The sequence below is a fragment of the Aeromonas dhakensis genome, from assembly GCF_002285935.1.
GTDB lineage: Bacteria > Pseudomonadota > Gammaproteobacteria > Enterobacterales > Aeromonadaceae > Aeromonas > Aeromonas dhakensis.
Genome location: NZ_CP023141.1, coordinates 797,369 through 818,326, shown reverse-complemented (window position 1 = coordinate 818,326; position 20,958 = coordinate 797,369). Strand labels below are relative to the sequence as shown.

The window sequence follows — 20,958 nt, the reverse complement described above, 5'->3', positions numbered from 1 at the left end:
TCTGGAAAAATCAAACGGCAAATAGGATCCGATATGGTTCGATGCCAGAATGGGGGGCTGATTTGCGACGAGGATGCCATGCAAAAACGAACCATCTGGCTGGTAGAAGATGAAGCCAGCATCGCCGACACCCTGATCTATGCCCTGCAAACCGACGGTTTCGAGGTGGAGTGGTTTTCCCTCGGCCAGCCGCTGCTGGCACGACTGGAACAGACGCGCCCCGACTTCCTGATCCTGGATGTGGGTCTGCCGGACATCAGCGGCTTCGAGCTGTGCAAGGAGGTACGAGCCCGCTGCGACGTTCCCCTGATGTTCCTCACCGCCCGCAGCGAAGAGATAGACCGGCTGATCGGGCTGGAGATAGGCGCCGACGACTACGTGGCCAAGCCCTTCTCGCCCCGCGAGGTGTGCGCCAGGGTGCGGGTCATCCTGCGCCGCAGCCAGCCAGCCGCCCCCCAACCGAGCCAGACCCTCACCCTGGACGAGGAGCGAGCCCGCATCAGCTTTCACGGCCAGCCGCTAGCGCTCACCCGCTACGAATACCTGCTGCTCAAGACCCTGATGCTGACGCCGGGCCGGGTCTACTCCCGCCAGCAGCTGATGGATCTGGTGTGGAGCGGGGCGGAGGAGAGCCTGGATCGCACCGTCGACACCCACATCAAGACCATCCGCGCCAAGCTGCGAGAGCGTGATCCGGACGCCAACCTGATCCTGACCCACCGCGGATTGGGTTACAGCCTGGAGCAGGCATGAACAGACGGTTGCCGGGTCACGGCCGGGGGATGACATGAGAATCGGACTGCAACTGCTGTGCGGGCTGGTGCTGATCTTTGCGCTGGCCGCCTGGTTCGTGCTGGAGATCTTCGTCGAGGAGATCAAACCCGGGGTGCGCAGCGCCACCGAAGATACCCTGGTAGACATGGCCCAGATGCTGGCCCCGCTGGCGCTGGATGACCTGCAGGAGGGGAAGATGGCCGACGGCCGGCTGGCCAGCGCCTTCGCCCGCCTCAACCAGAGCCCCATCAACGCCCTCATTGACGGCCACCTCAAGCAGCAGGCGGAGTACCGCATCTATGTGGTCGATCGCTGGGGCAAGGTGGTTTACGACTCGGACGGGGTGGACCTGGGCAAGGACTACTCGCGCTGGAACGATGTCTACCTGACCCTGCGCGGCGAATACGGCGCCCGCAGCACCCGCAGCGATCCCGACGATCCCACCAGCTCGGTGATGCACGTCGCCGCCCCGCTACGGGAGGGGGACGACATCCTCGGCTCCCTCACCGTCGCCAAACCCAACCGCACCCTGCTGCCCATGATAGAACGCAGCGAGCACCAGCTGCTGCAGGGGGCAGCCTTGCTGCTGTTCATCTCACTGCTCATCGGTGCCCTGCTGGTGTGGTGGCTCAACCGCGCCATCGGCAAGCTGGTGCACTATGCCGATGCGGTCAACCAGGGCCAGCCCGCCACTCTGCCACGCCTCTACAGCCCGGAGCTGGATCGGCTCGGCCGCTCCCTTGAGACCATGCGCCGCCAGCTGGACGGCAAGGCCTACATCGAAGCCTATGTACACAGCCTGACCCACGAGCTCAAGAGCCCGCTGGCCGCCATCCGCGGGGCAGGGGAAATACTGACCGAGGCGCCGCCACCTGACGTCGCCACTCGTTTTATCGGCAACATCAATCTGGAGACGGCCCGCATGCAGCAACTGATCGAGCGGATGCTGCAGCTGGCCAAACTGGAGTCGGGGCAGGGGCTGGACAGACAGGCGGTCGAGCCGGCCAGACTGGGCAGACGGGCGCTCGACGCCCGCCAGATCCTGGCCCAGCGCCGCCAGATAACCCTGCACGCCGAGCTGGGGGAAACCCAGAAACAGAAGTGGGATCCCCTGCTGGTGGAGCAGGCCCTCGGCAACCTGCTGGACAACGCTCTCGACTTCTCCCCCGTCGGCAGCACCCTCAGGCTGAGCGGCGCCATGGAGGAGGGGGGTTACTGCTTCCGGGTGCGGGATCAGGGGCCCGGCATTCCAGACTACGCCCTGCCGCGCATCTTCGAGCGCTTCTATTCGCTGCCCAGACCCGACAAGGGCAAGAGCAGCGGCCTGGGGCTCAGCTTCGCCACCGAGGTGGCCCGCCAGCACGGTGGCCGGCTGACCCTCGCCAACCAGCCTGACGGCGGGGTGCTGGCCGAACTCTGGTTGCCGGCGGGCTGACACTTCACACTGGCCACATAAAGCGGCGCTATGCTGGTGTTTTCCCAGCGAACTTTATGTGCTCAAGGAGCCCCCATGTCCCGCCTTCTGTTATCCGGCCTGCTCGGCGCAGGCCTGCTGTTTTCGCTGCCGGCCAGCGCCGCCACCGGCTGCTTTCTCTATGCCGACGGCAACGGCCAGACCCTCTCCAGCGAAGGGGATTGTTCAAGCCAGCTGCCACCCGCGTCCACCTTCAAAATCCCGCTGGCGCTGATGGGTTATGACAGCGGCTTTCTGGTAGACGAGGAGCACCCGGCACTGCCCTTCAAGCCGGGTTACGACGACTGGCTGCCCGCCTGGCGGGAGACCACCACCCCGCGCCGCTGGGAAACCTACTCGGTGGTCTGGTTCTCCCAGCAGATCACCGAATGGCTGGGGATGGATCGCTTCCAGCAGTACATCGATCGTTTCGACTACGGCAACCGGGATCTTTCCGGCAACCCCGGCAAACACGACGGTCTGACCCAGGCCTGGCTCAGCGCCAGCCTGGCCATCAGTCCAGAGGAGCAAGCCCGCTTCCTCGGCAAGATGGTGGGCGGCAAGCTGCCGGTGTCGGCGCAGACCCTGCAGTACACCGCCAACATCCTCAAGGTGAGCGAGATCGACGGCTGGCAGATCCACGGCAAGACCGGCATGGGTTATCCGAAGAAGCTGGATGGCAGCCTCAACCGGGATCAGCAGATCGGCTGGTTCGTCGGCTGGGCCAGCAAACCGGGCAAGCAGCTCATCTTCGTCCATACCGTGGTGCAGAAACCCGGCAAGCAGTTCGCCTCCCTCAAGGCCAAGGAAGAGGTGCTGGCCGCCCTGCCGGCCAAACTGAAAACCCTGTGATACCCAGACCGGCGCTCTGCGCCGGTTTTTTTATCCCCCTTCACCCCCGCTTCACACTGCCCCATCTCCCCTTCACCCACGACCGCCACACTCGGCTCCATCAACAAGGAGACGTGTCATGGTCAAACAGATATTCAGCCACAAGATCTTTCTGCTGCTGTTGCTCAGCCTGCTGCTGATGGTGCCGGTGCAATCCATCATGGAGCTGAACCGGGAGCGCCAGGCCTATCGCAGCCAGGCCATCCACAGCATCATGGCCAGCAGCAGCGGTCCGCAGCGACTGCTTGGGCCGGTCGTGGTGCAGCCTTATACCCGCACCGTCACGGTGGAGCAGGATGGCAAGCGCTTCGAGCGCAAGCTGCAGCTCTACCGCTACCTGCTGCCGGAGCAGCTGGACGTGCAGGCCAGCATGGAGGTGACCCCGCGCAAGCTCGGCATCTACCAGGCCCAGGTCTATCACACCCGGCTCTCCCTCTCCGGGCGACTGCCTGCCGAACTGAACGGTAAAACCCTGATCAGCGGCGAACCGGATCTGACCGTCGATGGCGCCGATCCCGCCCTGGTGGCAGGCAAACCCTATCTGAGCCTGGTGCTGTCCGATGCCCGCGGCATCAACCGGGTACCCGAGCTGCAACTGGGGGAGCAGCGCATCCCGTTCGCCCCCGGCGCCTTGCTGGATGACGGACTGGCCGGCATCCATGCGCCGCTCGCGGCCCTGCCGGGGGAGGGCGGCGCTTTTCACATCGAACTGGACCTGCAGGGGATGAACCAGCTGGAAGTGGTGCCGCTCGGCCAGGACAGCAGGCTCAACCTCGCCAGCAACTGGCCCCACCCCAACTTCATCGGCGACTTTCTGCCGGGCAGCCGCACCCTTACCGCCAGCGGTTTCGAGGCCAGCTGGCAGAGCAGCTGGTTTGCCACCGACATGGAGAGCCGTTTCAACCGGATGATGAAGGGTGCCAGCGGCGATCTGCCCGCCTTCAGCGTCAGCCTGGTGCAGCCGGTGGATCACTATCAGCAGAACGAGCGGGCCGCCAAGTATGCGCTGCTGTTCATCGGCCTCACCTTCCTCAGCTTCTTCATGTTCGAGCTGCTCAAGGGGCTGCGGGTGCACCCGATCCAGTACGCGCTGGTGGGCATGGGGCTGGCCATCTTCTATCTGGTGCTGCTGGCACTGACCGAACACCTCGGCTTTGCCTGGGCCTATCTGATTGCCGCCCTGGCCAGCGTGACCCTCAACGGCTTCTACCTCAGCCATGTGCTGGGCGGCCCCAAACAGGGGCTCGGCTTCGCGGCCCTGCTGGGGCTGGTCTACGCCATCCTGTTCGGCTTGCTGCAGGCCGAGGAGATAGCCCTGCTGCTCGGCGCCCTGCTGCTGTTCGCCATCCTGGCGCTGGTCATGGTGCTGACCCGCAAGCTGGACTGGTATCGGGTGATGGGGAATGCCCCGACGCCCCCTGCCAGCGGGCAGGAGAGCTGAAAACAAAACCGGCGCCATCAGGCGCCGGTTTGCATTTCATTGATCGGGCATCACTTCTTCTTGACCGGGCGAGGCCAGTTCGGAATATGACGCTGAGCCACCCGGGTGATCACCAGCTCGTTCTCGGCCACGTCCTTGGTGATGGTGGAGCCGGCCCCCAGGGTCGCCCCCTTGCCGATCCGCACCGGCGCCACCAGCTGGGTATCGGAGCCGACGAAGACGTCATCCTCGATGATGGTCTGGAACTTGTTCACCCCGTCGTAGTTGCAGGTGATGGTGCCGGCCCCGATGTTCACCTTGGCACCCACCTCGGCATCCCCCAGATAGGTCAGATGACCGCACTTGGAGCCAACCCCGAGGCGTGCCTTCTTCATCTCGACGAAATTGCCGACGTGGGCATCCTGCTCCAGTACGGCACCCGGGCGCAGGCGAGTAAAAGGACCGACCGAGCACTGGTCGGCGATTTGCGCGCCTTCGATGACGGAGTAGGGTTTCACCTCGGTGTGATCGCCGATCACGCAATCCTTCAGAACGCTGCCGGCACCGATGCGGACGTGGTTGCCCAGCACCACCTTGCCTTCAATGATGACGTTGACGTCGATCACCACCTCTTCCCCGATCTCCAGGGTGCCACGCAGATCGAAGCGGGCCGGGTCGATCAGGGTGGCACCGGCGATCATCAGCTTCTCGGCCTGCATCTGCTGATAGCTGCGCTCGAGCTGGGCCAGCTGCACCCGGTTGTTGGCCCCTTCCACCTCCATGGCGCTGTCCGGGTGAACCGCGGCGATGGGGCAGTTGTCGGCGTGGGCCATGGCGATCACGTCAGTCAGATAGAACTCGCCCTGGGCATTCTTGTTGTCCAGACGGGAGAGCCAGCTGCGCAGCTGGCCACCGTTGGCCACCAGCACGCCGGTGTTCACTTCGCGGATGGCCAGCTGCTCGGCGTTGGCATCCTTCTGCTCGACGATGCCGACCACCTGGCCATTGCTGCGCACGATGCGGCCATAGCCGGTCGGGTTGTCCAGCACCACGGTCAGCAGCGCCATGCCGTCGTCGGCCTTGGCGGCCAGCAGTCGCTGCAGGGTCTCCGGCTGGATCAACGGGGTGTCGCCGTACAGCACCAGCACGTCGTCTTCATCGTTCCAGAACGGGATGGCCTGGGCCACCGCATGACCGGTTCCCAGTTGCTGGGCCTGCAGCACCCAGTTCAGGTCGGATGCCTGGATCCGCTCCTTCAGCAGTTCGGCACCGTGGCCATAGACCAGGTGCAGCTGCTCGGCACCCACCTGGCGGGCAGTCTCGATCACATGGGAAACCATGGGCTTGTTGGCGACCGGGTGCAGCACCTTGGGCAGGGAGGAACGCATACGGGTACCTTTACCCGCAGCAAGGATCACGACGTTGAGGGACATAATTCGACCTTTGGAACATGAAGAAATACTCGGCGGAGTCTATCCAACGAGTAAAAAAAAAGCGACCCGCAGGTCGCTTTTTACCTCACCGTTATTAACGGTAATTCTTTTTGACGATATCGATGACCCGCAGTTGAGCCATCGCCTTGGCCAGCTCGGTAGCGGCCTGGGCGTAGTCGATATCACCATGGGAGCTGTGAATCCGCTCTTCCGCCGCGCGTTTGGCTTCCTGGGCTTTCGCCTCATCCAAATCGTCGGCACGAATCGCGGTGTCCGCCAGCACGGTCACGGCTTCGGGTTGCACTTCCAGCATGCCGCCGGAGATGTACAGCACCTCTTCAGTTCCGTTCTGCTTCACCAAGCGGACCAGGCCCGGCTTGATGGCAGTCAGCAACGGAGCATGACCGTGGCGGAGACCCAGCTCACCTTCGGAGCCTGATACCTGAGCGGACTGCACGCGACCGGAAAACAGTTTTCCTTCGGCACTCACCACGTCCAGGTGAAAGGAGATCATCTCAGCCATGGGCCCTCCTATCGAGGCTTACAGTTTCTTGGCTTTCTCGACAACTTCGTCGATGCTGCCAACCATGTAAAACGCCTGCTCCGGCAGATCGTCGTACTCGCCTTTCAGGATGCCCTGGAAACCACGGATGGTCTCTTTCAGCGGCACGTATTTGCCCGGGGAACCGGTAAACACTTCGGCCACGAAGAACGGCTGGGACAGGAAACGCTCGATCTTACGGGCACGGGCTACGGTCAGTTTGTCTTCTTCTGACAGTTCATCCATACCCAGGATGGCGATGATGTCCTTCAGCTCTTTGTAGCGCTGCAGTACGGTCTGAACGCCACGAGCAGTCTCGTAGTGCTCCTTGCCAACCACCAGCGGATCCAGCTGACGGGAGGTGGAGTCCAGCGGGTCAACGGCCGGGTAGATACCCAGTGCCGCGATCTGACGGGACAGTACCACGGTCGCATCCAGGTGGGCGAAGGTGGTCGCCGGAGACGGGTCGGTCAAGTCATCCGCAGGCACGTAAACGGCCTGTACGGAGGTGATGGAACCGGTCTTGGTGGAGGTGATGCGCTCCTGCAGAACACCCATCTCCTCGGCCAGGGTCGGCTGGTAACCTACTGCGGAGGGCATACGGCCCAGCAGTGCGGATACTTCGGTACCGGCCAGGGTGTAACGGTAGATGTTGTCCACGAAGAACAGCACGTCACGACCTTCGTCACGGAACTTCTCGGCCATGGTCAGGCCGGTCAGCGCCACGCGCAGACGGTTTCCGGGCGGCTCGTTCATCTGACCGTAAACCAGAGATACTTTGTCCAGTACGTTGGACTCCATCATCTCGTGGTAGAAGTCGTTACCCTCACGGGTACGCTCACCTACACCGGCGAACACGGAGTAACCGCTGTGTTCGATCGCGATGTTACGGATCAGCTCCATCATGTTTACGGTCTTGCCTACACCGGCACCACCGAACAGACCAACCTTACCACCCTTGGCGAACGGGCATACCAGGTCGATAACCTTGATACCGGTCTCCAGCAGGTCGTTGCTGTTGGACTGATCTTCGTAGCTGGGAGCCGCGCGGTGGATGGACCAACGCTCTTCTTCACCGATCGGACCCTTTTCGTCGATCGGATCGCCCAGTACGTTCATGATCCGACCCAGAGTCGATACACCGACCGGCACCTGGATGGATTTACCGCTATTCACTACTTCCAACCCACGACGCAGACCGTCGGAGGAGCCCATGGTGATGCAACGAACGACGCCGCCACCGATCTGCTGCTGAACTTCCAGCACCAGACCCTGGCCTTGACCTTCGCTGACAACCTTCAGTGCATCGTACACCTGGGGCACGGCATCTTGCGGGAACTCGATGTCCACCACAGCGCCGATGATTTGGACGATGAAACCGTTACTCATGTCAAATCCTCTAAACCTTTGATAACCCTTGCCTTACACCGCAGCAGCACCGGACACGATCTCTGTCAGTTCCTGGGTAATACTGGCCTGACGGGCCTTGTTGTATACCAGTTGCAGATCGTTAATCAGGTTACCGGCGTTGTCAGTCGCGGCTTGCATGGCAACCATTCGGGCTGCCTGTTCACTTGCCAAGTTTTCCACTACCCCCTGGTAGACCTGGGATTCGACGTAGCGAATCAGCAGGGTATCCAGCAGTTGCTTGGGATCCGGCTCATAGAGGTAATCCCAGTGGTGTTTCTTGGCGAGCTTGCTGTCTTCAGTTACGGGCAAAGGCAGCAGTTGATCGACTCGTGGTTGCTGAACCATGGTGTTGACGAACTTGTTGTACACCAGATACAGCCTGTCAATCTCACCGTTGTCGTAAGCCTTCAGCATGACCTTGACTGAACCAATCAGGTCATTGACGCTCGGGTTATCGCCCAGTCCTGCGACGTGAGCTTTCACCTTGGCGCCGTGCCGTTCAAAGAAGTTGGAGGCCTTGTTGCCGATCAGAGCCAGGTCAACCTTGGCTCCTTTCGCGCTCCATTGCTTCATGTCATTGAGGGCAGCCTTGAACAGGTTGATGTTCAGACCACCACACAGGCCACGGTCGGTGGAGACGACGATGTAACCCACTCGCTTGACCTCACGTTCGATGAGGTAGGGGTGCTTGTATTCCAGGTTCCCCTGAGCGATATGGCCGATCACCTTGCGCATGGTTTCAGCGTACGGACGGCTGGCAGACATGCGATCTTGCGCACGGCGCATCTTGCTTGCTGCCACCATTTCCATAGCGCCGGTGATCTTCTGAGTGTTTTTCACACTCGCGATCTTGTTACGTATCTCTTTTGCGCCGGCCATCTCTTACTCTCCATCAGGTGGCAGCTCGCGCTGCCACACACGCTTACCAGGTCTGGGTTGCCTTGAAGTTGTCCAGCAACGCAGTCAGCTTGCCAACGATCGCGTCGTTGTAGTCGGCCTTGGCATTGATTTCAGCCATCAGCTCGGCATGCTGGGTATTGGCGTAAGAGAGCAGAGCGGCTTCGAAGTCGACGATCTTGTTCAGCTCGACATCGGAGAGATAGCCTTTTTCCGCGGCGAACAGCACCAGAGACTGGTGAGCCACGCTCAGCGGAGAGTACTGCTTCTGCTTCATCAGCTCGGTCACTTTCTGACCGTGGTCCAGCTGCTTGCGGGTCGCATCGTCCAGGTCGGAAGAGAACTGGGCGAATGCAGCCAGTTCGCGATACTGGGCCAGCGCGGTACGGATACCACCGGACAGCTTCTTGACGATCTTGGTCTGAGCGGCACCACCTACACGGGATACGGAGATACCCGGGTCAACGGCCGGACGGATACCGGAGTTGAACAGTTGTGAAGTCAGGAAGATCTGGCCATCGGTGATGGAGATCACGTTGGTCGGAACGAACGCGGATACGTCACCGGCCTGGGTTTCGATGATCGGCAGCGCGGTCAGAGAACCGGTCTGGCCTTTCACTTCACCGTTGGTGAACTTCTCTACGTACTCGGCGTTGACGCGAGCTGCACGCTCCAGCAGACGGGAGTGCAGATAGAAAACGTCGCCCGGGTAGGCTTCGCGTCCTGGCGGACGGCGCAGCAGCAGGGAGATCTGGCGATAAGCTACGGCCTGCTTGGACAGGTCATCATAGATGATCAGCGCGTCTTCACCGCGGTCACGGAAGTACTCACCCATGGAGCAGCCGGCATACGGAGCCAGGTACTGCAGGGCAGCCGCTTCGGAGGCAGAGGCAACCACCACGATGGTGTTGGCCAGGGCGCCGTGCTCTTCCAGCTTGCGTACCACGTTGGCGATGGTGGAGGCCTTCTGGCCGATCGCAACGTAGACACACTTAATGCCGGAGTCTTTCTGGTTGATGATGGTGTCGATGGCGATGGCAGTCTTACCCACCTGACGGTCACCGATGATCAGCTCACGCTGGCCACGACCGATAGGGATCATGGCATCGATGGCTTTCAGACCGGTCTGGACCGGCTGGTCAACAGACTTACGCTCGATAACGCCCGGTGCAATCACTTCGATCGGCGAGAAGCCGTCGTTGTCGATTGGACCTTTACCGTCGATCGGCTGACCCAGGGTGTTCAACACCCGGCCCAACAGACCACGACCGACCGGCACTTCCAGAATGCGGCCAGTCCCTTTTACTTTCATTCCTTCTGACAGACCGTCATAGGAACCCATGATCACCGCACCGACGGAGTCACGCTCTAGGTTCAATGCCAGAGCGTAGCGGTTGCCCGGCAGCTCGATCATCTCACCTTGCATGGCATCGGCCAGGCCGTGAATACGAATGATACCGTCGCTCACAGAGACGATGGTACCTTCGTTACGCGCTTCGCTCTTTACATCAAACTGCGCAATGCGCTGCTTGATCAGCTCGGCGATTTCAGTGGAATTCAGTTGCATGCTCTAATACCCCAATCAAGATTGCAGCGCGTCAGCCATGCGATCCAGCTTACCGCGGACCGTGCCGTCGATAACCAGGTCACCGGCCTTGATGAGCACCCCGGCCATCAAGGACGCATCCATGCTGCAATTCAGCTTCACTTTGCGCGCGAGACGTTGTTCCAGAGAAGCCTGAATATTGGCTTTCTGCTGGTCGGTCAGTTCGATCGCCGAAATCACGTCAGCCTGAACTTCTTTATCCAGTTCAGCCTTGAACGCGATGAATTCGGCAACGACCGCCGGCAGCACACCCAAGCGACCATTCTCGGCCATCACCCGGATCAGGTTCTGACCATGCTCGTCGAGTTGCTCACCACAGATGCCGACAAACAACTTTGCCAGCTCTTCGGCAGCCACAGAGCCGTTTACCAGGTTGTGGATGGTCTCGTTCTCCGCTACTTGTGCAGCGAAGCCGAGCATCCCCAGCCACTGGTCAACCGCCTTGTGCTCAACGGCAAACTCGAAAGCAGCCTTGGCGTAGGGGCGAGCGATTGTAGTCAGTTCAGACATAGCCCCGTTCCCGTTACAGTTCTGCTACCAGCTTGTCGACGATGTCGCTGTTGGCAGCCTGGTCGATTTGGCGCGCCAGGATCTTCTCTGCACCAGCAATGGCAAGAGCAGCAACCTGCTTACGCAGTTCTTCTTTGGCACGATGACGTTCAGCTTCAATCTCGGCACGGCCCTGAGCCAGGATTTTTTCCCGCTCAGATTGGGCACCGGCAGCAGCTTCATCAATGATCTGGGCCTTGCGTTTGTTGGCCTGTTCAATGATTTCTGCAGCCTGGAGCTTGGCTTCTTTCAGCTGATCGGTGGCGTTGGCCTTGGCCAAATCCAGATCTTTCTTGGCACGCTCGGCAGAAGAGAGGCCGTCAGCAATGGTTTTCTGACGGGCTTCGATGGCAGCCATCAGCGGCGGCCACACGTACTTCATGCAAAACACTACGAAGAAGAAAAAAGCAACTGCTTGGCCGAGGAGGGTGGCGTTGATATTCACAGCCTGTGTCCTCTTAGTTAGTTAATGGGTTATGTCCGGAGGTCGCTATGACTTAGCCGGCAACCGCAAACATCACGTACAGACCCAGACCAACGGCGATCATCGGGATCGCATCCACCAGACCCATCACGATGAAGAACTGGGTACGCAGAACAGGGATCAGGTCCGGTTGACGAGCTGCACCTTCCAGGAATTTGCCACCCAGGATACCGATACCGATGGAAGCGCCGATAGCCGCCAGACCCATCATCATTGCAGCAGCGATGTACAGCAGGTCCATGTTCAAGTTTTCCATGAGGATCTCCATTTATTTAGATGTAATTGATTGTATAAAAAGGATTATTTGAGTTGCATCAACCATGGTCTTCTTGAGCCATCGACAGATAGACGATGGTCAGCACCATGAAGATAAACGCCTGCAAAGTGATGATCAGGATGTGGAAAATTGCCCAAGGCACGGACAGGATCCACTGAGACCACCAGGGTAGCAAACCCGCAATCAGGATAAAGATCAGTTCGCCAGCATACATGTTGCCGAACAGTCGAAGACCCAGAGAAACAGGTTTGGAAATCAGCGTAACAGTTTCCAGGATGAGGTTAACCGGGATGGCCGCCGGGTGGTTGAAAGGCTGAAGCGTCAGCTCCTTCACAAACCCGCCGATACCCTTGACCTTGATGCTGTAGTACAGGATCAAGAAGAACACGCCCAAAGCCATGGACATGGTGATGTTAACGTCAGCAGAGGGAACCACACGCAGATAGGGAACACCCATCAACTGTGCAGCGTGGGGGATAAAGTCAACGGGGATCAGATCCATCAGGTTCATCAGGAAGATCCACACAAACACCGTCAGGGCCAAAGGTGCGATGACCTTGTTGCGACCGTGAAAAATGTCCTTGACGTTACCACTCACAAACTCGACCAGCATCTCCACAAAGCACTGCAGTTTACCGGGCACACCACTGGTAGCGTTGACGGCTACGCGGCGGAACAACCAGATAAACAGAGCGCCCAACAGAACAGAAAATATCATTGAGTCGACATTGACTGTCCAGAACCCAGACCCGACTTGCAGATGGGTCAGATGGTGGGAGATATATCCCTGAGGAGTCAGGACTTCTCCGGTTGCAGACATGAGTTTTCCTAATAGTGGTTGTTAAGCGTGAATGAGACTATCCACTGTACAACGAGGGCGAGGATATAAGTGGCAAAGAACGAGACGGTATCGACCTCGATCCCGGCGCCAAACATCAGGGCGAAAAGTCCTGTTGTAGTAATGAGCTTAATCCCTGCCCCACCATAAAAGTCCCGCAGAACCAGGCCCACGCTCTCTTTCGTCACCTTGCGGCGCAGAACCCAGAGCGTGAACAGGGCTTGAGGAACCCAGTACATGCTCCCCCCGTAGAGAGAGGAGCGTCCGGCAAACGCACCGCTCTGGTAAAACCAGACGGTACTGATCGCCAGGATCAGGACGAGCTGACAAACGAGCATAGCCAAGGCCAGCGTTAAACCTTCCAAGGCTATTTTCTGCTTCACCAACCTACCCCTGAACATTACAGAACTGTAAAAAATCGGGATCCGAAGACCCCGCGTTTACAGCCCAAAAAGCCGGTCAAATTATACCCTTGAAGACAGCTATTGCAACATGGCAAAAATCCTTAATTTTTGCGGCTTTCCGCACAGAATTAAGGTTATGTTCATATCAAAAGGAATGGATGTTTTATTACTACAAAAAGCGTAAAAATCACGATTCTGACAGGCCAAAATAGCTCAATACCCGGTCCAAATCCGCCAAGTTCTCGTAACTAATTACTAACTTGCCGCTATCCTGTTTTCCCGGCTGAAGTTGTACCTGATTGCCAATTTTTTCTGAGATCTGGCGCTCGAGATAACCAAACTGGGGATCGCGGACGGGCTCGACCCTGGCTTTTGCCGGTTCCAGCGCCTTTTGCACCAACTTCTCGGTATCTCGCACTGTCAGCCCCTTCTGGGCTACCAGTTTGGCCAGTTCGGACTGGGCCTGGCCGCTCAGGGCCAGCAGGGCACGGGCATGGCCCATGTCGAGGTCACCGTGTTCAACGAAGCGCTTCACGTCGTCGTTGAGCTGGTTGAGGCGCAGCAGGTTGGTCACCGTGGTGCGGGACTTGCCCACCGCATCGGCCACCTGCTGGTGGGTCAGTTCGAATTCGGTCAGCAGCCGCTGCAGGGCGACCGCCTCTTCGATGGCATTGAGGTCTTCACGCTGGATGTTCTCGATGAGCGCGATGGCGACGGCCGCCTCGTCAGGCACATCCTTGACCAGGCAGGGCACCACCTCGAGGCGGGCCAGCTGGGAGGCGCGCCAGCGCCGCTCACCGGCGATGATTTCGAAGGATTGCTCGCCGAGGGGACGCACCACGATAGGCTGGATCACCCCCTGGGCACGGATGGAATTGGCCAGCTCTTCCAGCGCATCCTGCGACATGTCCTTGCGCGGCTGGTACTTGCCGGACTGCAACCACTCCACCGGCAGCTTGCGCAGTTCGCCCTGATTGGTCAGGGTCGGGGCCATGGCCTGCTCGGTGCGCTGATCGCTCATCACCTGCTTCTGGCGCGCGGCCGTGCTGGTGCTGAGCAGAGCGTCCAGCCCCTTGCCCAGCCCACGTTTTTTCGGCGTCATATGCTCTCTCGGTCTGCGATGGTCACCTGACGCTCCTGCTCCTGGCGACGCAGGATCTCGCCAGCCAGAGCCAGATAGGCCTTGGCGCCCACCGATGATTTGTCATAGTGCATGGCCGGGGCGCCGAAACTCGGTGCCTCCGCCAGTCTTACGTTGCGGGGAATGATGGTGCGATAGACCTTGTCCCCGAAGTGCTGTTTAAGCTGATCGGACACATCATTGGCCAGCCGGTTGCGGTGATCGAACATGGTGCGCAGCACCCCTTCGATCTTCAGATCCGGATTGACCACGGCTGCCAGCTTGCTGATGGTGTCGACCAGGGCGGTGAGCCCTTCCAGCGCATAGTATTCGCACTGCATGGGCACCAGCACGGAGTCGGCGGCGGCCATGGCGTTGACGGTCAGCATGTTGAGAGAAGGCGGGCAGTCGATGAAGACGTAGTCGTATTTGTCCCGCACCGCGGCCAGCGCGTTGCGCAGGCGGATCTCGCGGGCGAAGAACTCCATCAGACGAATTTCGGCCGCGGTCACGTCGGCGTTGGCGGCGATCAGGTGATAGCCCCCGGAGGTTTCGGGGATGATCACCTCGCCGATGGGGGCGTCCTCGATCAGCAGCTCATAGGCGGTGCGCTCGACTTCGTACTTGTCGACACCGCTGCCCATGGTGGCATTGCCCTGCGGATCCAGATCGATCACCAGCACCTTGCGGCGGGTAGCGGCCATGGAGGCGGCCAGATTCACACAGGTGGTGGTTTTACCCACTCCACCCTTCTGGTTGGCTATGGCGATGACTTTTCCCACACTGTCCCCTAAATGAAACTGCGACCCTATTCGGGCTGGATATGTTTGAATTCCAGCAGATGACGTTCGCCTTCCAGCTCCGGCACCACCAGTTGATGGGAGGCGACCAGATGGATGTTGGCGGGCAACTGGGCCAGCTCCTGCTCGGGATACTGTCCCTTGAGCGCGAGGAAGCTGCCCTGGGCCGACGGCAGATGGTGACACCAGCCCAGCATGTCCTCCAGCGAGGCGAAGGCCCGGCTCAGCACGCCGTCAAATCCCACCTCGGGCTGATACTCCTCGACCCGGGATTTGACGGGAGTCACGTTGGTCAAGCCCAGCTCCAGGATCACCTGGCGGATGAAGTTGATCCGCTTGCCCAGACTGTCCAGCAGCACGAACTGCTTGTCCGGATTGATGATCGCCAGCGGCAGTCCGGGCAGACCCGGGCCAGTGCCCACATCGATGAAGCGCTCACCGTGCAGGTGCCGGCTCACCACCAAGCTGTCGAGGATGTGCTTGACCAGCATGGCGTCCGGATCTCGTACCGAGGTGAGATTGTAAGCCTTGTTCCACTTGTGCAGCAACTCGACAAGCCGAACCAACTGGGTCTTTTGGGTCTCGGTGATAACAATTCCGGCCTGCATGAGCAGGCCGTTCAATCTTTCCAGCATGTTTTGCAACGGTAGGATCCTCAGGCGGTTTTACGCAGCAGGCCGTGTTTTTTCAGATGAACCAGCAGGATGGAGATGGCCGCCGGGGTGATGCCGGAGATGCGGGACGCCTGACCTATGGTCTGCGGCTTGGCATCGTTGAGCTTGGCGATCACCTCGTTGGAGAGGCCGTTGACGTCGCGGTAGTTCATGTCCAGCGGCAGCAGGGTGTTCTCGTTGCGCAGCTGCTTCTCCACTTCGTCGTGCTGGCGTTCGATGTAGCCGGCGTACTTGATCTGGATCTCCACCTGATCGGCGGCGGCCGAATCGCTCAGCGCAGGCCCGACCCCCTCGATGGCCATCAGCGCATCGTAGGTCACCTCGGGGCGACGCAGCAGCTCTTCTAGACTCTGCTCGCGGGTCAGCCGGGTGTTGACCAGGGCGTTGACCGCCTCCAGCGACGGATGTTGCGGGTGGATCCAGGTCGAGCGCATGCGCTGACGCTCCTGCTCCACCTGTTCCATCTTGGCGTTGAACTTGCTCCAGCGCTCGTCATCCACCAGGCCCAGCTCGCGGCCGATGGCGGTCAGGCGCAGATCGGCGTTGTCTTCCCGCAGCAGCAGGCGATATTCGGCACGGCTGGTGAACATGCGATAGGGTTCGCGGGTTCCCAGGGTGGAGAGATCGTCCATCATCACGCCGATGTAGGCCTGATCCCGGCGCGGATGCCAGGGATCCTTGCCCTGTGCACGCAGGGCGGCGTTCAGACCGGCCAGCAGGCCCTGGGCTGCCGCCTCTTCATAGCCGGTGGTGCCGTTGATCTGGCCGGCGAAGAACAGGTTGCCGATGCACTTGCTCTCCATGTTGGCCTTGAGATCCCGCGGATCGAAGAAATCGTACTCGATGGCATAACCTGGGCGGGTGATATGCGCATTCTCGAAGCCGCGCACGGAGCGGACGATCTGCACCTGCACGTCGAACGGCAGGCTGGTGGAGATCCCGTTCGGGTAGAGTTCGTGGGTGGTCAGGCCTTCCGGCTCGACGAAAATCTGGTGCGCCGTCTTGTCGGCAAAACGGGTGATCTTGTCCTCGATCGACGGGCAGTAGCGCGGGCCAATCCCCTCGATCACCCCGGCGTACATGGGGCTGCGATCCAGGTTGTTGCGGATCACCTCGTGGGTGCGCTCGTTGGTATGGGTAACGTAGCAGGGCACCTGACGCGGATGCTGGCTGGCATCGCCGATGAAGGAGAAGACCGGACGCGGATCGTCACCGTGCTGGGCCTGCATCACCGAGAAATCGACGCTGCGGGCATCGATGCGGGGCGGCGTACCCGTCTTGAGGCGATCGATGCGCAGCGGCAGTTCCCGCAGGCGCTGGGCGAGGGCGATCGAGGGAGGATCCCCGGCGCGGCCGCCCTTGTAGTTTTCCATGCCGATGTGGATCAGGCCGTTGAGGAAGGTACCCACGGTCAGCACGACCGTCTTGCCGCTGATGCGGATCCCGCTCTGGGTGACCACGCCGGCAACCCGATCCCCGTCCATGATGAGATCGTCACAGGCCTGCTGGAAGATCTTCAGGTTGGGGTAGTTCTCCAGCATCTGGCGCACGACTGCCTTGTAAAGCAGACGATCCGCCTGGGCGCGAGTGGCGCGAACCGCCGGGCCCTTGGAGGAGTTGAGGGTACGGAACTGGATCCCGCCAAGATCGATGGCACGCGCCATGATCCCGCCGAGAGCGTCAACTTCCTTGACCAGGTGTCCCTTGCCGATCCCGCCGATCGCTGGGTTGCAGGACATGTGTCCCAGCGTATCGATATTGTGGGTCAGCAACAGGGTATTGAGGCCCATCCGGGCTGCCGCTGTTGCCGCTTCGGTTCCTGCATGACCGCCACCGACGACGATCACATCAAATTGTTCATGGTATTGCATTGGGGATCACCTTGATCTGCACGCCTGAAGATCTTTGTTTGCCTGTGCTCGAGGGCGGAACATTCTATCTGTTTAGCGTCCTGAGGGGAACGTCTACTTAACGTTCAGTATGGAGGGAGGATCCACTAAATAGATCTTAAGGATCTTTAGATCGATCTTTTATTGGATCTTTTATTAGGATCCGCCGCTTCTGTTGATAAGCACTTTTTGATCATAAAGATCATTGTCTTAAGAGCGATCTCTGGTTGTGGAAAAGCTTGGATCCTGGCCCCGTGAACTGGGGGATAACAAGGGTTTTTATACACAGACACCCTTTGGTTTAGATCTAATACATGGATAACTATAGGTTTTACAGAGTTTCACACAGGAGTTATTCACAATTTCTCGGAGCATTCTAGGGGAGCCCTTGGAACAACTTCTCCGGATCCACCTGTTAATAACCTGGTGGATAGCGATCTGGGGATAAGCGGGGAGATCGAGCCGTTCATGCCGGATCTCCCGCTTCCGGTTCAGGCGATCAGGGCCAACCAGTCCCGGATCCAGATTTCGGCTGCATCTTCCGGGATCTCGTGCCGGGTCACGTCGATGTCGAGACGATCCCCAATTCGGCTGGCGCCGCACTCGGCCAGCAGTCGATCCAGCGTCTTGCCGCCCTGGCAGAAGGTGTCATAACTGCTGTCTCCCAGCGCGATCACCCCGTATTTCCAGCCATCAAGATCCGGACGCTGCTCGGCAAGATCCTTGGCGAAAGGCTGCAGATTGTCGGGCACATCGCCGGCACCGTGGGTGGAGGTGACCACCAGCACAACGGCCTCCGGCTCGGCAAGCACCTTGGCCAGGCTGGCGGGGTTGTGGATCTCGGTTTGGTGGCCCGCTTGTTCCAGCAGGCCGGCGACGTGGTCCGCGACATATTCAGAGGCGCCCAGCATGGAGCCGACGACGAGATTGAGTTTGGCCATGGAATGGATCCTGATTTCAGACGAAGCAAGAGAAAGCCGGATTCTACCGCCAAAGGGTGTGGATAAATATGGATAAAGCTTGGGGATAATGGATCCTCGCTGCTTTTGTACGGAAAAAAGGGATCCCCGCCCGCCGATCCTGCCCAATCTTGCGATCGTGTCGAAAAAGGGTCGTTTCCTCCTCTTGTGTGTTCTCCGCTCGGCTCCTGATATGTTAAGTAACAATACGGATGCAAATGATTAGCAATTATTGAATCGATTCGATCATGGCTCCTGTAGTAGCATGTCGCTGCTTTATTCGCCTGAGGAACCGGGCTACCGGCATGACCGGCTACCAATAATAAGAAATCAGAAACAACTCATTGATATTTGAGACACTTACTATGATTGCGCAAAAAAACACCCCCATCGCAGCGATGCGAAAGAGAGGGGCACAGCAACTGCTGCCGCTCTCCTGCCTGTTGGCCAGCCTGCCCGTGCTGGCGGCCGAACAACCGAAAGAACTGCCCAAAGCCAGCGAGACCATGGTGGTCACCGGCACCGCCATGAAGGTGGAAGTGCCCATGGCCGAGACGCCTCGCTCCGTCTCCGTGGTCAACCGCGAGGAGCTGGATCAGCGTGCCGTGCAGCAGCTTGACGAGTCCCTGCGCTACCGCTCCGGCGTGCTCACCGGTCTCTATGGCTCCGACAACAATACCGACTGGTTCAAGGTGCGCGGCTTCGATGCCGCCTCCTATCTGGATGGCAACCGCCTGTTCGGCACCGGCTATTATCTCTGGACGCCGGAGCCGTTCGGCCTGGAGAGCGTGGAAGTGCTCAAAGGCCCGGCCTCCATTCTGTATGGCGAGGCGCCTCCCGGCGGCGTGATCAATGCCATCAGCAAGCGGCCGACCGCCACCCCGCAGGGGCTGCTGGATCTGCAGCTGGGCAGCCGTGATCATCGCCAGATCGGGGTGGATGTCTCCGATGCACTGACCGACAACAGCCGCTACCGCATGGTTGCTCTTTATAAGGAGCGTGACGGCGTGCTGGACGGCACTTACAACGATCGCGTCTATCTGGCGCCGAGCGTGACCTTCGATCTCTCGGATCGCACCAGCCTGACCCTGCTGGCCAGCTTCCTGCACGACGAAGGGGTGCCGACCAACGGTTTCTTCCCGGTTTACGGCACCCTCAATACCAGCGGTGGCCAGATCGATCCCAGCACCAACCTGAGCCAGCCGGATTACGATCGCAACCGCAACACCCAGCTCTCCACCGGTTACGAGCTGGCCCACCAGCTCAACCAGACCTGGGAGTTCAAGCAGAACGTCCGCTTCAACTACAACGATCTGCTGCTGCGCCAGACCTATATCTTCCCGACCTATGAAGGCACCACCGCCTTCCGCGGCCTGATCTATCGCGACGGCACCACCAAGAGCGCCACCATGGACAACCAGATGGTGGGTTACTGGAACACCGACAGTACGGAGCAGACCCTGCTGCTGGGGGTGGATCTGCAGCGCCATGTCAATGAAGGCCAGGAAGCCGACAACTACGGCATGGGCTCCATCAATACCATGAACCCGGATTACAGCGGCTTCCCCGGTTTTGATGAATCCACCGCTACCCACCAGAAGAGCACCAAGGGCCAGAGCGGCCTCTATGCCCAGCACCAGATCCGCTGGGACGATCGCTGGTTGCTGACCGGCGGCGGTCGCTTCGACTACGTGGAGACCCACAACATCAGCGAAGCCAAGGGCAAGAACGAGAAGCAGTATGATCACGAGCTCTCCCTCTCCGGCAGCCTGATGTACCTGGCCGACAATGGTCTCTCTCCTTATGTTGCCTATGCCGAGTCGTTCGAGGTGCTGCCTGGGATCGACCCCAACACCAGCGAATCCTACAAGCCGCTCAAGGGCACCCTGTACGAGACCGGCGTCAAGTACGCGCCGAGCTTCCTCGATGGCTACATCAACCTGGCCCTGTTCGATCTGGAGCAGACCAACTCGCTGGTTTCCACCGGTTCCGGCCAGCAGACCCAGGCCGGCGAAGTAACCTCCCGGGGTGTCGAGCTGGAAGGGAGCGTGCAGGCCACCGAGGCGCTGCGCCTGACCGCCGCCTACACCTATACCGATGCCAAGACCAACGACACCGGCAATGGCGATCGCCGTGCCAGCCTGATCCCGCGCCACCAGGCCTCCTTCTGGGGCAACTACAAGGTGCAGCAGGGGCCGGTCTCCGGTCTCGAGCTGGGGAGCGGCGTGCGCTACGTCGGCTCCAGCGTCGGCATCGGTGCCGTGAATGCGGATTACACCCCCATCTACGGTTCGGCCCAGGTGCCGGCCCATACCGTGTGGGATGCGATGATCGGGTATGACTTTGCCAAGAACTGGCGGGCTCAGCTCAACGTCAACAACCTGCTGGGTGATACCTACGTGGCCAGCTGCGACTACTACTGCTACTACGGCGAGCCGCGCAGCGTAGTGGGCAGCATCAACTATCGCTGGTAATCGAAGTGGGGCGGGAACCGGGTTCCCGCCCTTCTTTTCACCTGCAGTTGCTCTGATCTCTCTGG

The 20,958-nt window shown here is 59.8% G+C and carries 20 protein-coding genes; 5 read left to right on the top strand and 15 right to left on the bottom strand.

The window, feature by feature from the left end; genetic code table 11:
- Positions 1-78: 78 nt before the first annotated feature.
- The 4 genes from blrA to creD all read left to right on the top strand — a co-directional run bounded on the left by blrA (position 79) and on the right by creD (position 4,559).
- Positions 79-753, top strand: a complete 675-nt coding sequence (gene blrA / locus CK627_RS04065) for a beta-lactam response regulator transcription factor BlrA (protein WP_095591739.1) — start codon at positions 79-81, stop codon at positions 751-753.
- A 34-nt stretch (positions 754-787) separates the two neighbouring features.
- Complete coding sequence (blrB, locus tag CK627_RS04060) at positions 788-2,209, top strand: beta-lactam sensor histidine kinase BlrB (protein WP_095591738.1); 1,422 nt, start codon at positions 788-790, stop codon at positions 2,207-2,209.
- Positions 2,210-2,284: 75 nt separating this feature from the next.
- The gene (gene blaOXA, locus CK627_RS04055; RefSeq protein WP_095591737.1) at positions 2,285-3,079 is read left to right on the top strand and encodes an OXA-12 family class D beta-lactamase; all 795 of its coding nucleotides are present in this window, start codon (positions 2,285-2,287) and stop codon (positions 3,077-3,079) included.
- A 118-nt stretch (positions 3,080-3,197) separates the two neighbouring features.
- The gene (gene creD / locus CK627_RS04050; protein WP_095591736.1) at positions 3,198-4,559 is read left to right on the top strand and encodes a cell envelope integrity protein CreD; all 1,362 of its coding nucleotides are present in this window, start codon (positions 3,198-3,200) and stop codon (positions 4,557-4,559) included.
- A 50-nt stretch (positions 4,560-4,609) separates the two neighbouring features.
- On the opposite strand, the gene glmU is transcribed toward creD, so the two are convergent.
- The 15 genes from glmU to mioC all read right to left on the bottom strand — a co-directional run bounded on the left by glmU (position 4,610) and on the right by mioC (position 18,401).
- Positions 4,610-5,971, bottom strand: coding sequence for a bifunctional UDP-N-acetylglucosamine diphosphorylase/glucosamine-1-phosphate N-acetyltransferase GlmU (glmU, locus tag CK627_RS04045; protein WP_095591735.1), 1,362 nt, complete (start codon positions 5,969-5,971; stop codon positions 4,610-4,612).
- A 94-nt stretch (positions 5,972-6,065) separates the two neighbouring features.
- On the bottom strand, positions 6,066-6,494 hold the full coding sequence (locus CK627_RS04040; protein WP_005307217.1) for a F0F1 ATP synthase subunit epsilon: 429 nt from the start codon (positions 6,492-6,494) through the stop codon (positions 6,066-6,068).
- An 18-nt stretch (positions 6,495-6,512) separates the two neighbouring features.
- Positions 6,513-7,901 carry a F0F1 ATP synthase subunit beta gene (atpD, locus tag CK627_RS04035; protein WP_005307215.1) on the bottom strand — a complete coding sequence of 463 codons (1,389 nt, stop codon included), beginning with the start codon at positions 7,899-7,901 and terminating at the stop codon, positions 6,513-6,515.
- Positions 7,902-7,934: 33 nt separating this feature from the next.
- Positions 7,935-8,801, bottom strand: coding sequence for a F0F1 ATP synthase subunit gamma (atpG, locus tag CK627_RS04030; protein ID WP_005307212.1), 867 nt, complete (start codon positions 8,799-8,801; stop codon positions 7,935-7,937).
- Positions 8,802-8,844: 43 nt separating this feature from the next.
- On the bottom strand, positions 8,845-10,386 hold the full coding sequence (gene atpA, locus CK627_RS04025; protein WP_005307210.1) for a F0F1 ATP synthase subunit alpha: 1,542 nt from the start codon (positions 10,384-10,386) through the stop codon (positions 8,845-8,847).
- 15 nt (positions 10,387-10,401) lie between these two features.
- Positions 10,402-10,935, bottom strand: coding sequence for a F0F1 ATP synthase subunit delta (gene atpH, locus CK627_RS04020; RefSeq protein ID WP_010635592.1), 534 nt, complete (start codon positions 10,933-10,935; stop codon positions 10,402-10,404).
- A gap of 13 nt (positions 10,936-10,948) precedes the next feature.
- The gene (gene atpF / locus CK627_RS04015) at positions 10,949-11,419 is read right to left on the bottom strand and encodes a F0F1 ATP synthase subunit B (RefSeq protein WP_005307207.1); all 471 of its coding nucleotides are present in this window, start codon (positions 11,417-11,419) and stop codon (positions 10,949-10,951) included.
- Between the two features lie 52 nt (positions 11,420-11,471).
- Positions 11,472-11,714: a F0F1 ATP synthase subunit C gene (gene atpE / locus CK627_RS04010; protein WP_005307205.1), complete on the bottom strand. Its 243-nt coding sequence runs from the start codon at positions 11,712-11,714 to the stop codon at positions 11,472-11,474.
- Positions 11,715-11,772: 58 nt separating this feature from the next.
- On the bottom strand, positions 11,773-12,555 hold the full coding sequence (gene atpB, locus CK627_RS04005; protein WP_005307200.1) for a F0F1 ATP synthase subunit A: 783 nt from the start codon (positions 12,553-12,555) through the stop codon (positions 11,773-11,775).
- Between the two features lie 8 nt (positions 12,556-12,563).
- A complete protein-coding gene (locus tag CK627_RS04000; protein ID WP_024942393.1) occupies positions 12,564-12,974 on the bottom strand; it encodes an ATP synthase subunit I in 411 nt (136 codons plus the stop codon).
- 190 nt (positions 12,975-13,164) lie between these two features.
- Entirely contained in the window at positions 13,165-14,079 is a 915-nt protein-coding gene (locus tag CK627_RS03995; protein ID WP_017766621.1) for a ParB/RepB/Spo0J family partition protein, read from the bottom strand.
- On the bottom strand, positions 14,076-14,879 hold the full coding sequence (locus CK627_RS03990) for a ParA family protein (RefSeq protein ID WP_005307193.1): 804 nt from the start codon (positions 14,877-14,879) through the stop codon (positions 14,076-14,078). The genes CK627_RS03995 and CK627_RS03990 overlap by 4 nt, the downstream gene beginning before the upstream one ends.
- A gap of 26 nt (positions 14,880-14,905) precedes the next feature.
- A complete protein-coding gene (gene rsmG / locus CK627_RS03985; RefSeq protein ID WP_095593452.1) occupies positions 14,906-15,532 on the bottom strand; it encodes a 16S rRNA (guanine(527)-N(7))-methyltransferase RsmG in 627 nt (208 codons plus the stop codon).
- A 20-nt stretch (positions 15,533-15,552) separates the two neighbouring features.
- Entirely contained in the window at positions 15,553-17,442 is a 1,890-nt protein-coding gene (gene mnmG / locus CK627_RS03980; protein ID WP_095591734.1) for a tRNA uridine-5-carboxymethylaminomethyl(34) synthesis enzyme MnmG, read from the bottom strand.
- 509 nt (positions 17,443-17,951) lie between these two features.
- Complete coding sequence (gene mioC / locus CK627_RS03975) at positions 17,952-18,401, bottom strand: FMN-binding protein MioC (protein ID WP_167385264.1); 450 nt, start codon at positions 18,399-18,401, stop codon at positions 17,952-17,954.
- 383 nt (positions 18,402-18,784) lie between these two features.
- On the opposite strand from mioC, the gene CK627_RS03970 reads away from it, so the two are divergent.
- Positions 18,785-20,893: a TonB-dependent siderophore receptor gene (locus CK627_RS03970; protein ID WP_167385263.1), complete on the top strand. Its 2,109-nt coding sequence runs from the start codon at positions 18,785-18,787 to the stop codon at positions 20,891-20,893.
- Positions 20,894-20,958 lie beyond the last annotated feature (65 nt).

Bases quoted from the DNA above. Each gene is read 5' to 3' on its own strand.
- blrA (WP_095591739.1), top strand. From the start codon at position 79: ATGCAAAAACGAACCATCTGGCTGGTAGAAGATGAAGCCAGCATCGCC.
- blrB (WP_095591738.1), top strand. From the start codon at position 788: ATGAGAATCGGACTGCAACTGCTGTGCGGGCTGGTGCTGATCTTTGCG.
- blaOXA (WP_095591737.1), top strand. From the start codon at position 2,285: ATGTCCCGCCTTCTGTTATCCGGCCTGCTCGGCGCAGGCCTGCTGTTT.
- creD (WP_095591736.1), top strand. From the start codon at position 3,198: ATGGTCAAACAGATATTCAGCCACAAGATCTTTCTGCTGCTGTTGCTC.
- glmU (WP_095591735.1), bottom strand. From the start codon at position 5,971: ATGTCCCTCAACGTCGTGATCCTTGCTGCGGGTAAAGGTACCCGTATG.
- CK627_RS04040 (WP_005307217.1), bottom strand. From the start codon at position 6,494: ATGGCTGAGATGATCTCCTTTCACCTGGACGTGGTGAGTGCCGAAGGA.
- atpD (WP_005307215.1), bottom strand. From the start codon at position 7,901: ATGAGTAACGGTTTCATCGTCCAAATCATCGGCGCTGTGGTGGACATC.
- atpG (WP_005307212.1), bottom strand. From the start codon at position 8,801: ATGGCCGGCGCAAAAGAGATACGTAACAAGATCGCGAGTGTGAAAAAC.
- atpA (WP_005307210.1), bottom strand. From the start codon at position 10,386: ATGCAACTGAATTCCACTGAAATCGCCGAGCTGATCAAGCAGCGCATT.
- atpH (WP_010635592.1), bottom strand. From the start codon at position 10,935: ATGTCTGAACTGACTACAATCGCTCGCCCCTACGCCAAGGCTGCTTTC.
- atpE (WP_005307205.1), bottom strand. From the start codon at position 11,714: ATGGAAAACTTGAACATGGACCTGCTGTACATCGCTGCTGCAATGATG.
- atpB (WP_005307200.1), bottom strand. From the start codon at position 12,555: ATGTCTGCAACCGGAGAAGTCCTGACTCCTCAGGGATATATCTCCCAC.
- CK627_RS04000 (WP_024942393.1), bottom strand. From the start codon at position 12,974: ATGTTCAGGGGTAGGTTGGTGAAGCAGAAAATAGCCTTGGAAGGTTTA.
- CK627_RS03995 (WP_017766621.1), bottom strand. From the start codon at position 14,079: ATGACGCCGAAAAAACGTGGGCTGGGCAAGGGGCTGGACGCTCTGCTC.
- rsmG (WP_095593452.1), bottom strand. From the start codon at position 15,532: ATGCTGGAAAGATTGAACGGCCTGCTCATGCAGGCCGGAATTGTTATC.
- mnmG (WP_095591734.1), bottom strand. From the start codon at position 17,442: ATGCAATACCATGAACAATTTGATGTGATCGTCGTCGGTGGCGGTCAT.
- mioC (WP_167385264.1), bottom strand. From the start codon at position 18,401: ATGGCCAAACTCAATCTCGTCGTCGGCTCCATGCTGGGCGCCTCTGAA.
- CK627_RS03970 (WP_167385263.1), top strand. From the start codon at position 18,785: ATGATTGCGCAAAAAAACACCCCCATCGCAGCGATGCGAAAGAGAGGG.